13 protein-coding genes are annotated in these 15337 nt (G+C 41.2%); all 13 read left to right on the forward strand.

The genetic code is table 11. From position 1 onward, the window contains the following. Positions 1 to 29: 29 nt before the first annotated feature. The gene (locus NQ560_RS07195; protein WP_005332919.1) at positions 30 to 698 is read left to right on the forward strand and encodes an LbetaH domain-containing protein; all 669 of its coding nucleotides are present in this window, start codon (positions 30 to 32) and stop codon (positions 696 to 698) included. A gap of 260 nt (positions 699 to 958) precedes the next feature. Further along, positions 959 to 2548, forward strand: coding sequence for a sodium:solute symporter family protein (locus tag NQ560_RS07200; RefSeq protein WP_005332918.1), 1590 nt, complete (start codon positions 959 to 961; stop codon positions 2546 to 2548). A gap of 173 nt (positions 2549 to 2721) precedes the next feature. Then, positions 2722 to 4710 (forward strand): 2-isopropylmalate synthase, encoded by a 1989-nt coding sequence (locus tag NQ560_RS07205; RefSeq protein ID WP_040015460.1) that lies wholly within the window; start codon positions 2722 to 2724, stop codon positions 4708 to 4710. Between the two features lie 212 nt (positions 4711 to 4922). Beyond that, entirely contained in the window at positions 4923 to 6362 is a 1440-nt protein-coding gene (locus NQ560_RS07210) for an acyl-CoA carboxylase subunit beta (protein WP_005332916.1), read from the forward strand. Between the two features lie 14 nt (positions 6363 to 6376). Beyond that, positions 6377 to 7147, forward strand: a complete 771-nt coding sequence (locus NQ560_RS07215; protein ID WP_117656984.1) for an OadG family transporter subunit — start codon at positions 6377 to 6379, stop codon at positions 7145 to 7147. 24 nt (positions 7148 to 7171) lie between these two features. Continuing rightward, entirely contained in the window at positions 7172 to 7537 is a 366-nt protein-coding gene (locus NQ560_RS07220; RefSeq protein ID WP_005332914.1) for a biotin/lipoyl-containing protein, read from the forward strand. 34 nt (positions 7538 to 7571) lie between these two features. After that, positions 7572 to 8723 (forward strand): sodium ion-translocating decarboxylase subunit beta, encoded by a 1152-nt coding sequence (locus tag NQ560_RS07225; protein ID WP_005332909.1) that lies wholly within the window; start codon positions 7572 to 7574, stop codon positions 8721 to 8723. Positions 8724 to 8763: 40 nt separating this feature from the next. Beyond that, positions 8764 to 10179 carry an oxaloacetate decarboxylase subunit alpha gene (locus NQ560_RS07230; protein WP_040015459.1) on the forward strand — a complete coding sequence of 472 codons (1416 nt, stop codon included), beginning with the start codon at positions 8764 to 8766 and terminating at the stop codon, positions 10177 to 10179. Between the two features lie 247 nt (positions 10180 to 10426). Further along, on the forward strand, positions 10427 to 11329 hold the full coding sequence (locus NQ560_RS07235; RefSeq protein WP_005332906.1) for a MurR/RpiR family transcriptional regulator: 903 nt from the start codon (positions 10427 to 10429) through the stop codon (positions 11327 to 11329). Between the two features lie 18 nt (positions 11330 to 11347). Further along, the gene (locus NQ560_RS07240; protein WP_005332904.1) at positions 11348 to 12592 is read left to right on the forward strand and encodes a BaiN/RdsA family NAD(P)/FAD-dependent oxidoreductase; all 1245 of its coding nucleotides are present in this window, start codon (positions 11348 to 11350) and stop codon (positions 12590 to 12592) included. A gap of 37 nt (positions 12593 to 12629) precedes the next feature. Beyond that, complete coding sequence (cmk, locus tag NQ560_RS07245; RefSeq protein WP_005332902.1) at positions 12630 to 13286, forward strand: (d)CMP kinase; 657 nt, start codon at positions 12630 to 12632, stop codon at positions 13284 to 13286. 23 nt (positions 13287 to 13309) lie between these two features. Next, the gene (ispH, locus tag NQ560_RS07250) at positions 13310 to 14167 is read left to right on the forward strand and encodes a 4-hydroxy-3-methylbut-2-enyl diphosphate reductase (protein WP_040015458.1); all 858 of its coding nucleotides are present in this window, start codon (positions 13310 to 13312) and stop codon (positions 14165 to 14167) included. Next, on the forward strand, positions 14148 to 15227 hold the full coding sequence (gene rpsA / locus NQ560_RS07255) for a 30S ribosomal protein S1 (protein ID WP_005332898.1): 1080 nt from the start codon (positions 14148 to 14150) through the stop codon (positions 15225 to 15227). The genes ispH and rpsA overlap by 20 nt, the downstream gene beginning before the upstream one ends. Positions 15228 to 15337: the final 110 nt, after the last annotated feature.

Genomic DNA, 15337 nt, shown 5'->3' on the forward strand with positions numbered 1-15337 from the left:
AGTAAACTGTGAGCAGGAGGAGTTTAGAAATGTTCGAAGAAATGACAGTAGCAAAGATGTATAATCTTAATGAGACAATTGCAAAGGATATCTTTGAAGGAGTGACTTACCCATGGGAAGTACTTCCGAAGATCAGTGATTTCATTGTAAAACTGGGAGAGACACTTCCGGCAGACGAGTATGATAAAGTAGGAGAAAATGTGTGGATTGCAAAATCTGCAAAAGTATTTGAATCAGCATATATCCACGGACCGGCAATCATCGGAAAAGATGCAGAGGTTCGCCACTGCGCATTTATCCGTGGCAATGCAATTGTAGGAGAGGGAGCCGTAGTCGGAAACTCTACAGAACTTAAGAATGTTATACTGTTCAATAAAGTACAGGTTCCACATTACAACTATGTTGGAGATTCCGTACTTGGATACAAAGCACATATGGGAGCAGGATCTATCACTTCCAATGTAAAATCAGACAAGAAACTGGTCGTAGTAAAATCGCCAGAAGGACAGATTGAGACCGGAATCAAGAAATTCGGAGCCATGCTCGGTGATGAAGTAGAAGTTGGCTGCGGAACAGTATTGAATCCGGGAAGTGTAGTCGGAAGCCACAGCAATATCTACCCGCTGTCCAGTGTCAGAGGATTCGTACCTGCAAACAGTATCTACAAAAAGCAGGGTGAAGTAGTAGAGAAATATTAAAAATCCGCATGTATCTAATTATATAAAAACACAGAAAGAGGCTGTACACGATTGTACAGCCTCTTTCTGTGTTTTTAGAAATATCTGGCATGCGGAAGGCAGTGCCCCAAAAAACGGAAGAGGTGACAGAAAAAACAAGTTCTCTGTATTGACAATACATTTCCCGTATGGTATTGTATAGAAAGACTTTAACACTTTAAAGCGCAACGGTTTAAAGCAACGAATTCAAACAAAAGACTAGTTATTTGGAGGAATGAGAGATGTCAAAGGAAGTATTATGTATTATCTTGCTTGTCGTGTTCTTTGCGATTATGATCTATGTCGGATTTTATTCCAGAAAGCATGCGGCAGATGTGAATGGTTTTGTTCTTGGAGGGCGTGGCGTTGGTCCGTGGCTGACGGCTTTTGCATTTGGAACGTCATATTTTTCAGCTGTTATTTTTGTAGGCTATGCGGGACAGTTTGGATGGAACTTTGGTCTTGCCAGTACATGGGCGGGGCTTGGAAATGCATTTATCGGGTCATTGCTTGCATGGAATGTGCTTGGAAGAAGAACACGTATTATGACACAGCATGTAGATGCTAAGACGATGCCGGATTTCTTTGGTAAGAGATTTGACAGTGTGCCGCTTAAGGTAACGGCATCGGTCATTGTATTCATTTTCCTGATTCCGTACACGGCGTCCTTATACAATGGACTTTCCAGTCTCTTTGGACTTGTGTTTGATATTCCGTACTGGCTTGTTATTTTAATTATGGCGGTACTGACTGGATTCTATGTTATTTTCGGTGGATACATGGCAACGGCGATCAATGATTTTATTCAGGGAATCATTATGCTGTTTGGAATCTGCGCAGTAATCGGAGCAGTACTTGCCGACAATGGAGGATTTCAGGAGGCAACAAAGGCGTTGGCTTCTGTGACAGGCGACGCGGGCTGGCAGGGAGCATACACCGCATTTCTTGGACCGGATCCGCTGGCACTTTTATTTGTGGTAATTCTGACTTCCCTTGGAACATGGGGGCTGCCACAGATGGTCGGTAAATTTTATGCCATTAAGAGCGAGAAAGATATACATAAAGGAACGGTTATATCCACAGTGTTTGCCATTATTGTTGCCGGAGGCTGTTATTTCCTTGGAGGATTCGGAAGACTGTATGCAGATAAAGTAACCATCAATCCAGCCACCGGAAAACCGCTGTTTGACACCATTGTGCCGACCATGTTATCTACACTTCCGGCACTTGTCATAGCGGTGGTCATTGTGCTTGTATTATCCGCATCTATGTCCACTCTTTCATCACTGGTGCTGACATCAAGTTCTACATTTACACTGGATGTGATCAAGCCTGCATCTAAGAAAGAAATGTCTGAGAAAAAGCAGGTGTTTGTTATGAGAGTGTTTATTGTATTTTTTATTTTTATATCGGCAGTGATTGCAATCTTTAAAGATGCACATCCGGAAGTAACATTTATCGCACAGATGATGGGAGTTTCCTGGGGTGCTCTTGCAGGATCATTTTTGGCACCGTTCTTATATGGATTATACTGGAAAGGCGTGACAAAAGCTTCTGCATTTGTTTGTTTTATATGGGGGTGTGCGGTAGCAGTAATCCAGCTTGTCATTACACTTGGAGGAGTTGATGTGAGCGGCTGGGAACCGGTACTTGGATACATTTTCAAATCTTCAATCAATTCCGGTGTGATCGCTATGGTCGGTGGACTTATTCTTGTTCCGGTTGTAAGTCTCTTTACAAAGAAACAGGCGAAGAAAGTAATCGATGATCTGTTTGCATGTTATGAAGAGAAAGTTATGACGACAAGAAAAGAAGCTCTTGAGGATGAGTAAAAAAATGACAGAAAAATTGAGTCTTGAACTCAAAAAAGCATAAGAATATTAAAAAAAATCAAGGAAAGTGATTAAATATGTCACTTTCCTTTTTTTTATTCCTGTGTTAGTATGAGTGAGTCTTAAAAAAAGACAACTAATTTGATGAAAATTAATTTGGAAGGATGATAGATATGAATAATTTTGAAAAGTACGAAAAGACTTATTTTATGCCACCGGTCGTCACATATGATTGGGTGAAGAAGACAGAGATTGAAAAACCGCCGGTATGGTGTAGTGTTGACCTGCGAGATGGTAACCAGGCGCTGATCGAGCCAATGAGTCTTGAGGAAAAGTTGGAGTTCTTCCAGATGTTAGTAGATATCGGATTTAAGGAGATTGAGGTTGGATTCCCGGCAGCATCCGATACCGAGTACAAGTTCATGAGAACGCTGATTGAGAAGAATATGATCCCAGATGATGTGACCGTTCAGGTACTGACTCAGGCAAGAGAGCATATTATTAAGAAGACATTTGAAGCTGTTAAGGGTGCGCCTCATGCGGTGATCCATCTGTACAACTCCACATCTGTTGCACAGAGAGAGCAGGTATTCAGAAAAAGCAAAGAGCAGATCAAGAAGATTGCAGTCGATGGAGCAGAATTACTTCTGAAGCTGGCAAATGAGACAGATGGTAACTTTACATTTGAATACAGCCCGGAGAGTTTCTCTGGAACAGAGGTTGATTATGCGGTCGAAGTTTGTAATGCAGTCTTAGACGTATGGAAACCAAGTGCGGACAACAAGGCAATCATCAATATTCCGACAACCGTTGAAAATGCGATTCCACATGTATTTGCATGCCAGTTAGAGTATGTAGATAAGAACCTGAAATACAGAGATAATGTTGTATTAAGTCTTCATCCACACAATGACCGTGGTTGTGGTGTTGCAACTGCGGAACTTGGAATTCTGGCAGGAGCTGACCGTATCGAAGGTACATTATTTGGAAATGGAGAGCGTACCGGTAATGTAGATATTGTGACATTAGGTTTAAATATGTTCTCTCACGGAGTGGATCCAAAGCTTGATTTTACTGATATGCACCATATTCGCGAAACTTATGAGAGACTGACAAGAATGCATGTCTATGAGCGTCAGCCGTATGCAGGAGATCTGGTATTTACAGCATTTTCAGGATCACATCAGGATGCTATTGCAAAAGGAATGGCGTGGAGAGAAGAGAAGAAGTGCGATACATGGACAGTTCCATATCTGCCGATCGATCCACAGGATGTTGGAAGAAAATACGATTCAGATGTTATCCGCATCAACAGCCAGTCTGGTAAAGGTGGTGTGAACTACATTCTGAAACAGAGCCATGGAATCAATCTTCCAAAAGAGATGCGTGAGGAAGTCGGATATCTTGTGAAAGGTATTTCTGACCGTGCACATAAAGAGCTGACTCCGGAACTTGTATATCAGATTTTCTCTGATAACTACATTAATACAAAACCGGTATTTCATATTGACGAGTGTCATTTCAAACAGGTCAATGGAATTACAGCTGAGGTTACGATCAATCATGAGAAAGAGAGCCAGGTCATCACCGCAACGGGTAATGGACGTTTGGATGCGGTCAGCAATGCAATCAAACAGTATTTCAACGTCAGCTATGAACTGAGCTTTTACGAGGAACATTCTCTGACAAAAGGATCATCCTCCAAGGCTGTTGCATATGTTGGTATAATCTGCCAAGGAAAGACATTCTGGGGTGCTGGAATTGACGCCGATATTATCAAGGCATCCATTGAGGCACTCACAGTTGCAGTTAATAAGCTGGAAGAGATTGGAAATTCCAATACATGTAAAGACACACGTATGATTGAAATTATGAATTATATTCAGGAGAACTATATTGATATTACATTAGATGACCTTGCTGAGAAGTTCTTCTTGTCTAAACCATACATTTCCAAATACATTAAGGAGAAATCCGGCGTCACATTTGGAGAACTGGTAAAGAAAATCCGTATGAAGAAAGCAAGAGCACTTCTTAAGAGCAGCAATATGACAGTGGAAAATATTGCATTATCTGTCGGATATCAGAATGTGGAGCATTTCAATCGATTGTTCAAAAAGGCATATAATATGACTCCAATTCAATTTAGAAATGAAAAATAAACAGAATTTATAGACCTATAAAAGCGGTTTTGAGCTAATTGCCCAAACCGCTTTTTGATTTTTAACAAAAGTCATAAATAATTAACAAAATTTGTCAAATCCTTAACAAATGTGCCTTGTAGGCGTTGCCATTTTTCGGTAAAAAAGTTATAATAAATTCGGCGAAATTTTGGTATAACCATATTTTAATAAAGAAAATGGAGGGCTAAATTATGGGCAACATGGCAACAGAAAATGCAGCAGGTAATCGCATTGAACAGTTACTTGATGCAGGCAGCTTTGTTGAAATCGGCGGAGCAGTAACAGCCAGAACAACAGATTTCAACATGCAGGAAAAGAAAACTCCGGCAGACGGTGTCATTACCGGTTATGGAGTGATCGATGGTAATCTGGTATATGTGTACAGCCAGGACGCTTCAGTATTGAAGGGATCAATTGGTGAGATGCATGCCAGAAAGATCGCGAACATTTATGATATGGCAATGAAGATGGGGGCTCCTGTTATTGGACTTGTAGATTGTGCAGGTCTCAGACTTCAGGAGGCAACAGACGCACTTGAGGCATTTGGAACATTATATTTAAAACAATCACTTGCATCAGGAGTAATTCCACAGATTACAGCAATTTTCGGAACCTGTGGCGGAGGCTTGTCCTTAGTACCAGCTCTTACAGATTTTACATTTATGGAAGAAAAGAATGCGAAGTTATTCGTAAATTCTCCGAATGCGATTCCAGGAAATACAGTAGATAAATGTGATACATCTTCTGCAAAATTCCAAAGTGAAAAGACAGGTCTTGTAGATGGTGTCGGAACAGAAGAAGAGATTCTTTCAGAGATTCGTACATTAGTAAGCATTTTACCATGTAATAATGAGGAAGATGCATCATACACAGAATGTTCAGATGATCTGAATCGTGCATGTTCAGAGATTGAAAATGCAACAGAAGATACGGCAATAGCCCTTGCTGAAATCGCAGATGATCATGTATTCTTTGAGACTCAGAAGAATCATGCGAAAGACATGGTAACAGGCTTTATTCGTTTGAATGGTATGACAGTTGGTGCTGTTGCGAACAGATCTAAAGTTTATGATGAGAATGCAGAAGTTGTAGAAGAGTTTGATGGAGCACTTTCTGCAAGAGGCGCAAGAAAAGCAGCCAGATTCGTAGAGTTCTGTGATGCATTTAATATTCCGGTTCTTACACTGACGAATGTATCAGGATTTGCAGCAACTATGTGTGCAGAAAGAAGCCTTGCAAAGGCAGCAGCAAAATTAACTTATGCATTTGCAAATGCAACTGTACCAAAAGTTAACGTTGTAATCGGAAAAGCATTTGGAAGTGCTTATGTGACAATGAACAGTAAATCTCTTGGTGCTGATATGGTCTATGCATGGCCGACAGCAGAAATCGGAATGATGGAAGCAGATCTTGCAGCAAAAATTATGTATGCAGATGCTGATGCTGAGACAATCAACGAGAAAGCAAAAGAATATGCCGAGCTTCAGTCCAGTCCGGTTTCCGCAGCAAGAAGAGGTTATGTAGATACAATTATCCAGCCTGCTGACACTAGAAAATATGTCATCGGAGCATTTGAGATGTTATTTACAAAAAGAGAAGAAAGCCCGATGAAAAAGCATGGAACAGTTTAGAGAGGTGAGGCAAAGTGAAGAAAAAGATTAGCTTATTGCTCTGCCTGATGATGACCGCAATCGTATGCCTGACAGGATGTGGTAAGACACAGACTACTTTGGAATATGATGAGGCAATGATTGAGCAGGAGACAGAGTTTCTGATAAACTACTGCCAGAATGTAGACAGTGATACACTGGCACAGTGGAACGACCAGAACGAATTCAGCAAAGAGTATCAGTTCATGATGTCTGGATTGAAGTTCACACCGGACAGCTTTGATGGCGCAGTTGACAGCTGGCAGGCAGGAATCAAAGAATGCGGTGAGTATGTCGGACATGGAGATTATACATTTGAAGCGAAAGATGATGAGCTGACAGTATCTGTACCGGCACAGTTCAAAGATCGTGATGCTACGATTGAATTTGTGTTTGATAAAGATTTATACCTTGAAAGTATGACAGTCAGTGCGAAGTTCTCACTTGGAGAGATTATGGAAAAGGCAGGCTTAAATACACTGCTTGGAATGGGAACTGTATTTGCAGTACTGATCTTCATTTCATTCCTGATTTCTTTGTTTAAATACATTCCGGCAATCCAGAATGCATTTGGCAAGAAAAAAGATGAGCAGAAAGAAGAAACGAAAGCGGCTGTAAGTGAGACAGTCGAAGAAGTGGATGAAACTGATGATCTGGAATTGATTGCTGTTATTTCAGCAGCAATTGCAGCAGCAGAAGAGACAACGACAGATGGATTTGTTGTCCGCAGCATTAAGCGCCGTCCGTCAAATAAATGGAATTCATAGTGAGTAATTAAGGAGGATATCAGAATGAAAAATTATACAATTACAGTGAATGGTAATGTTTATGATGTAACAGTAGAAGAGACAGGAGCAGGCGCAGCACCTGCACCAGCTGCACCGAAAGCAGCACCAAAAGCAGCTCCAAAGGCAGCACCGAAAGCGGCAGCAGGAGCAGCCGGATCTATTGAAGTAAAAGCAGGAGCAGCCGGAAAAGTATTCAAACTTGACACTACTGTAGGTCAGGCAGTGAAGAAGGGTGATGCTGTTCTTACAATCGAGGCAATGAAGATGGAAATCCCAGTTGTAGCACCGGAAGATGGAACTGTAGCAAGCATCAACGTAGCTGTTGGTGATGCAATCGAATCCGGAGCAGTATTAGCAACATTGAAATAGTACTGCCGACACATATACGACTGGAGGTTAAGAAATGGAATATATAACAACAACATTAGGAAACCTCGTGCATCAGACGGCGTTTTTTAGTCTTACATGGGGCAATGTGGTCATGATTGCGGTGGCTTGTTTCTTCTTGTACCTGGCAATCAGACATGGATTTGAGCCTCTGCTTCTTGTGCCAATTGCATTTGGTATGCTGCTTGTAAATATCTATCCGGATATTATGTTGCATGCAGAGGATGCATCAAATGGAACGGGTGGACTTCTCTACTATTTCTATAAGCTGGATGAGTGGTCAATTCTTCCGTCACTGATCTTCCTTGGAGTAGGTGCGATGACAGACTTTGGACCGTTGATTGCGAATCCAAAGAGTTTCCTTCTTGGAGCAGCAGCACAGTTCGGTATTTTTGCTGCATACCTTGGAGCAATGTGCATGGGATTCTCCGACAAGGCAGCGGCAGCAATCTCAATTATTGGAGGAGCAGATGGACCGACATCTATCTTCCTCGCAGGTAAACTGCAGCAGACGGCGATCATGGGACCAATTGCAGTGGCGGCCTATTCTTATATGTCACTGGTGCCGATTATTCAGCCACCGATTATGAAATTACTTACAACGGAGAAAGAACGTAAGATCAGAATGGAACAGTTAAGACCTGTATCTAAACTCGAGAAGATTCTCTTCCCGATTATTGTTACAATTGTAGTCTGCGTCATTCTTCCAACAACAGCACCACTTGTAGGTATGTTGATGCTTGGTAACCTGTTCCGTGAGTCAGGCGTCGTTAGACAGTTGACAGAGACAGCATCCAATGCATTGATGTATATTGTAGTTATCCTGCTTGGTACATCAGTAGGAGCTACAACAAGTGCGGAAGCATTCCTGAACTTTGATACATTGAAAATCGTTGTGTTAGGTCTGATCGCATTTGCATTTGGTACAGCAGCCGGAGTTGTATTTGGTAAAATCATGTGTGCGTTTACACATGGAAAAGTAAACCCTCTGATTGGTTCAGCAGGAGTTTCCGCGGTTCCTATGGCTGCGCGTGTATCTCAGAAGGTCGGTGCAGAGGCAGATCCAACGAACTTCCTTCTGATGCATGCAATGGGACCGAACGTAGCTGGTGTTATCGGTACTGCCGTAGCTGCAGGTACATTCATGGCAATCTTTGGAGTAATGTAACAGTCAATATTGTAATTGACAATATATGGAGGAAATTATAATGGCAGAAATTGAAAAAAAACCAATTAAGATAACGGAAACAGTTCTGCGTGATGCGCATCAGTCTTTGATCGCTACTCGTATGACTACAGAGCAGATGCTTCCGATTGTGGAAAAGATGGACAAAGTTGGATATCATTCTGTAGAGTGCTGGGGTGGTGCTACATTTGATGCATCTCTTCGTTTCCTGAAAGAAGATCCATGGGACAGACTTCGCAAATTCCGTGATGGATTTAAAAATACAAAATTACAGATGTTATTCCGTGGGCAGAATATCCTTGGATATCGTCCATATGCTGATGATGTGGTAAGATATTTTGTGCAGAAATCTGTTGCAAATGGAATAGATATTATTCGTATTTTTGACTGCCTGAATGATCTTCGCAACCTTCAGACAGCAGTAGATGCAGCAAATGAGGAAAAAGCAGAGGCGCAGGTAGCTCTTTCTTATACACTTGGTGATGCTTATACACTGGATTACTGGGTAGAGACAGCGAAGAGAATTGAGGATATGGGAGCAAGTTCTATCTGTATCAAAGATATGGCCGGACTTCTTGTACCATACAAAGCAACAGAGCTTGTACAGGCATTGAAAGAAGCTGTAAATCTTCCAATTCAGCTTCATACCCACTATACGTCAGGAGAGGCGTCTATGACTTACTTAAAGGCTGTAGAGGCAGGGGTCGATGTAATTGATACTGCAATGTCACCATTTGCGCTTGGAACATCACAGCCGGCTACAGAGGTTATGGTTGAGACATTTAAGGGAACTCCTTATGACAGCGGACTGGATCAGAACTTACTGGCAGAGATTGCTGATTACTTCAGACCGATTCGTGATGAGGCTCTTGAGAGTGGACTTCTGAATCCTAAGAACTTAGGTGTTAATATTAAGACACTTCTTTATCAGGTACCGGGAGGAATGTTGTCTAACCTGACTTCCCAGTTAAAAGAACAGGGAGCGGAGGATAGATTCTACGACGTGCTTGAGGAGGTCCCAAGAGTTCGTAAAGATCTTGGTGAACCGCCACTTGTAACACCATCTTCACAGATTGTAGGTACACAGGCTGTATTTAATGTGTTGATGGGAGAACGCTACAAAGTTGCAACACAGGAGACAAAAGACATCTTAAGTGGAAAATATGGTAAGACAGCAAAACCATTTAACCCAGATGTCGTAAAGAAAGTTCTTGGAGATAATCCGGAAGTTATCACTTGCCGTCCGGCAGATTTGATTCCGGATGAGCTTGACACACTCAGAAAAGAATGTGCTCAGTGGATCCAGCAGGATGAAGATGTATTATCTTATGCATTGTTCCCACAGGTAGCAACAGAGTTTTTCAAATATCGTCAGGCACAGCAGACAAAGGTCGACCAGACAATTGCTGATACTGAGAATGGAAGTTATCCAGTATAGCAGAATATAAAATAATGAAAACGGGCGGAAAGTCAAAGATGCATTTATGCGGAAGATTTTCCGCCTGTTTTATTATGCTGGCTTAAAAAAAGATATCAGAGGTGCGCAGTAGAAGTATTTAAGGCAGATTTGAGATAGAATTAAGACAGAATTAAGATAGATGATTGAGATAGATAGGATTAAAGGTTGAAGATTTCTCTTTTACATCTTATAATAGAAACGATGTAATAGAAAAGGAAGACGCTATATGGGAACACAAAATGAATTAGTGCAAAGATTAGAAGACGGATATAACAAGTTCAGTAAAGGGCAGAAAAAGCTGGCGGATTTTATCCGTGAAGATTATGATAAAGCAGCATTTATGACGGCTGCAAAAATGGGTGAAGAGGTTGGAGTCAGTGAATCGACAGTTGTAAGATTTGCAACAGCTCTTGGATATGAAGGTTATCCCCAGTTTCAAAGGGCGCTTGGCGAGATGGTCCGTACAAAACTTAATTCCATTCAACGAATGGAAGTGACGTATGGACGGATCAGTCAAGGAGAGATTCTAACATCGGTTCTACAGTCGGATATAGAGAAGATAAAGCTGACAATGGAAGGAATTGACCATGAGGCGTTTGAAATGGCTGTAGACACGATTCTGAATGCAAGGCGAGTATATGTAGTCGGAATACGAAGCTGTGCACCACTTGCAAGCTTTCTGTCTTTCTATCTCAATTTGATTTGTGATAATGTGACAGCGGTTCATACGAACAGTTCCAGTGAAATCTTCGAGCAATTGCTGCGAATTGATGAAGAAGATGTGATCATTGGGATTAGTTTTCCGAGATATTCTATGAGAACGCTTAAAGCATTGGAATTTGCAAGCAACAGAAAGGCTAAGGTAATCACGATTACGGATAGTGTACATTCGCCGATGAACCTGTATTCTTCCTGTAATTTGATTGCAAGAAGTGATATGGCTTCAATCGTAGATTCTCTTGTAGCACCACTTAGTGTGATCAATGCTCTTGTGGTGGCACTCTGCATGAAGAAGCAGAAAGAAGTAATCACTACACTGGAGGCGCTGGAAGATATCTGGGATGAGTATCAGGTCTACAGTGGAGATGAACTGAATATGGTAGGCGATACAGTCAAAATGAATGACTAGAATAAGAGGATAATATAAATGAGTCATGTTATTGTAGTAGGTGGCGGAGCAGCGGGAATGTTTGCGGCAATTGCAGCGGCAAAAAACGGACATCAAGTCACGCTTTATGAAAAAAATGAAAAACTAGGAAAGAAAATATTTATTACTGGAAAAGGAAGATGTAATATTACAAATGCCGCAGATATGGAAGAGTTGTTTGATGCAGTTGTGACGAATTCTAAGTTTTTGTATAGCAGCTTTTATGGTTATACGAATCAGAATGTGATAGATTTCTTTGAAGATGCAGGGGTGCCAGTGAAGATAGAGAGAGGAAATCGAGTGTTTCCAATCTCGGATCATTCGTCTGATGTTATCCGCGCATTGGAACGGGAAATGAAAAAAGTGGGCGTGAAAGTCTGCTTAAATACAGAAGTGAAAAGTGTAGAAGCTGAAAAAGGCAAGTTTAATAAGGTAGTATTAAAAGATACTACTACACAAACCGCAGATGCATGTATTGTTGCGACAGGTGGATTGTCTTACCGTTCCACAGGATCTACAGGTGATGGATTCCGATTTGCCGAAAACGTTGGTCATAAAGTAACACAATGCTTTCCGTCTCTTGTGCCGATGGAGACAAAAGAACCATGGATCTGTGAATTGCAGGGGCTTTCACTTCGCAATGTAGAAGCAAAGATATTGGATGGAAAGAAAGAATTATATAAAGATTTTGGAGAAATGCTGTTTACACATTTTGGTGTCAGTGGTCCGTTGATTATCAGTGCCAGCAGTTATGTAGGCAAAAAATTCATGGATAAAAATGGACAGAAAAAGGAACTGACATTGGAAATTGATCTGAAACCGGCTCTTACAGAAGAACAACTGGATCAGAGAGTGCTGAGAGATTTTGAAGAGAATCATAACCGGCAATTTAAAAATGCAATCACAAAGCTGTTTCCAACTAAATTAATTCCGGTCATGCTGGAACTTGGCGGGATTGATCCGGAGAAAAAGGTTAACAATATAGAGAAAGAAGAACGGAAACAGTTTGTTCATTTGATCAAGCATTTTCGTATGACGCTTACCGGACTTCGCGACTATCCGGAAGCGATTATTACAAAAGGCGGAGTTAATGTGAAAGAAATTGATCCTGGAACGATGGAATCAAAGCTTGTAAAAGGGTTATATTTTGCGGGAGAAGTACTGGATCTGGATGCATTGACCGGAGGTTTTAATCTGCAGATTGCCTGGTCGACCGGATATGCGGCAGGAAATGCAATCCAGTAATTAAAAGAAATATAAAGCAGATTAAGAAGGAGAAAATATGGGTTATAATGTTGCAATTGATGGCCCGGCTGGTGCAGGAAAAAGTACGATTGCCAAACGGGTTGCGAAAGAAAAAGGATATATATATGTAGATACGGGAGCAATGTATCGCGCGCTTGCTGTCTATTTTTTGGACAAAAAAATTAATCCGGAGAATCTGGATGCTATTGCCGCGGCATGTGAAGGTGCAGAAGTGAAAATACAGTATGAACAAGGTGAACAGCAAGTGTATCTGAATGGCGAAAATATTACTTCCAGGCTTCGAAATGAAGAGGTTGGAAATATGGCTTCTAAAGTATCCGCGGTTCCGGAGGTGAGGGCACATTTGCTGAATCTTCAGAAAGAACTTGCAAGAACTCAGGACGTTGTGATGGATGGAAGGGATATTGGAACCTGCGTGTTGCCTGAAGCGGATGTGAAGATTTTCCTGACAGCAAGTGTGGAGACGAGAGCGCTCCGTAGATACAAAGAACTGGAAGAAAAAGGTGTTTCATGTGATTTGGAAGAAATTAAGAAAGATATCAAAGAACGCGATGAACGCGATTGTACAAGAAAAATTGCACCTCTCAGACAGGCGGAAGATGCAGTGTTGATCGATAGCTCAGATATGACAATCGAAGAGGTTGTAAAAGCAATCACAGATAATATCGTGTGAGAAAAAGAAAAGGTGGGATGAACATGCAGGTAGAACTGGCGAAATCGGCAGGCTTCTGCTTTGGTGTACAGAGAGCTGTGGATACAGTATATAAGCAAATTGAAGAAAATTCGGCAGAGAAGATCTACACTTATGGTCCGATCATTCACAATGAAGAAGTCATCAAAGATATGGAGAAAAAGGGAGTTGAAGTAATCCTGTCAGAAGAAGAACTCAAGCAGATAGAATCAGGAATCGTGATCATCCGTTCCCACGGCGTTCCAAAGAGAATCTGTGATCTTCTGGATGAAAACGGAGTACGTTATGTAGATGCAACCTGTCCATTTGTGAAGAAAATACATAGGATCGTGGAAGAAAAAAGCCGGGACGGATATCATATTGTAATTATAGGAAACCGTGAACATCCAGAAGTTATGGGAATTGAAGGATGGGCGCAAGGCCCGGCTACGATCATTCAGACAGAAGAGGAAGCAAGGGCATTTGAACTGGTCCCGGAGAGTGAAAAAGTTTGTGTAGTAGCACAGACGACATTTAATTACAATAAATTTAAAGATTTAGTTGAAATTATTTCTGAAAAGCGTTATGATATTATTGTTTTAAATACGATTTGTAATGCAACGAAAGAGCGTCAGGAAGAGGCTTATGACATTGCAAAGCGGGTGGATGCGATGATTGTCATCGGAGACAAGAGAAGCTCAAATACCCAAAAGTTATTTGAAATCTGCAGCAATGCATGTGCGGATACGTACTATATACAGACACTTGGCGATTTGAATATGAATCAATTAAGGTCCGTGGAAACAGTAGGTATTACAGCAGGGGCATCCACGCCCAATAAAATAATTGAGGAGGTTCAAAATAATGTCAGAATTAACTTTTGAACAGATGTTGGAAGAGTCTTTAAAAACAATTAGAAACGGAGAGGTAGTAGACGGTACTGTCATCGATGTTAAACCAGATGAGATCGTTTTAAATATTGGTTACAAAGCAGATGGTATCATTACAAGAAGTGAGTACACGAACGACAGCAATGCAGATCTTACTACTATGGTATCCGTAGGTGACCCTATGACAGTGAAGGTTCTGAAAGTAAACGACGGAGAAGGACAGGTGTTGCTGACATATAAGAGATTAGCTGCCGAGAAAGGTAATGAAAGATTAAAAGAGGCTTATGAGAACCATGAAGTTCTGAAAGCTCCTGTTACACAGATCCTTGGCGGAGGTCTCAGTGTAGTAGTTGATGAAGCAAGAGTATTTATTCCTGCAAGCCTTGTGTCAGATACTTATGAGAAAGATTTGAGCAAATATCAGGACCAGGAAATTGAATTTGTGATCAGCGAGTTCAATCCAAGAAGAAACCGTGTAATCGGTGACAGAAGACAGCTTCTTGTTGCTGAGAAAGCTGAAAAACAGAAAGAGCTGTTTGAGAAGCTTCATGTTGGTGATACAGTAGAAGGTGTTGTTAAGAATGTTACTGACTTTGGTGCATTTATCGATCTTGGTGGAGTTGACGGACTTCTTCATATTTCAGAGATGTCCTGGGGACGTGTTGAGAATCCGAAGAAAGTATTTAAAGTTGGCGATGAGTTAAAGGTTCTTGTAAAAGATATTCACGATACAAAGATTGCTCTTAGCCTGAAATTCCCAGAGTCTAATCCATGGGCTAATGCTGCAGAAGATTATGCTGTTGGAACAGTAATTACAGGTAAAGTTGCAAGAATGACAGACTTCGGTGCATTTGTAGAACTTGCGCCTGGAGTAGATGCATTACTTCATGTATCTCAGATTTCAAAAGCACATGTTGACAAACCGTCAGATGTACTGAAAGTTGGAGAAGAAGTAACAGCTAAGATTGTTGATCTGAATGAAGCAGAGAAGAAGATCAGCCTTAGCATGAAAGCTCTTGAGGCAGCTGATGAAGAGACAGCTGACGCTGAGTAATAGATTATAAGATGCAAATAATAAGGGGCGGAAAGTTGTAGAACTTTCGCCCCTTTACTTTGTTAATAAAAGAACGAGCTGTATTACATAATATACAAGAAAATCGAAGC

The organism is Dorea formicigenerans (genome assembly GCF_025150245.1).
In the GTDB taxonomy this organism is placed as follows: domain Bacteria; phylum Bacillota; class Clostridia; order Lachnospirales; family Lachnospiraceae; genus Dorea; species Dorea formicigenerans.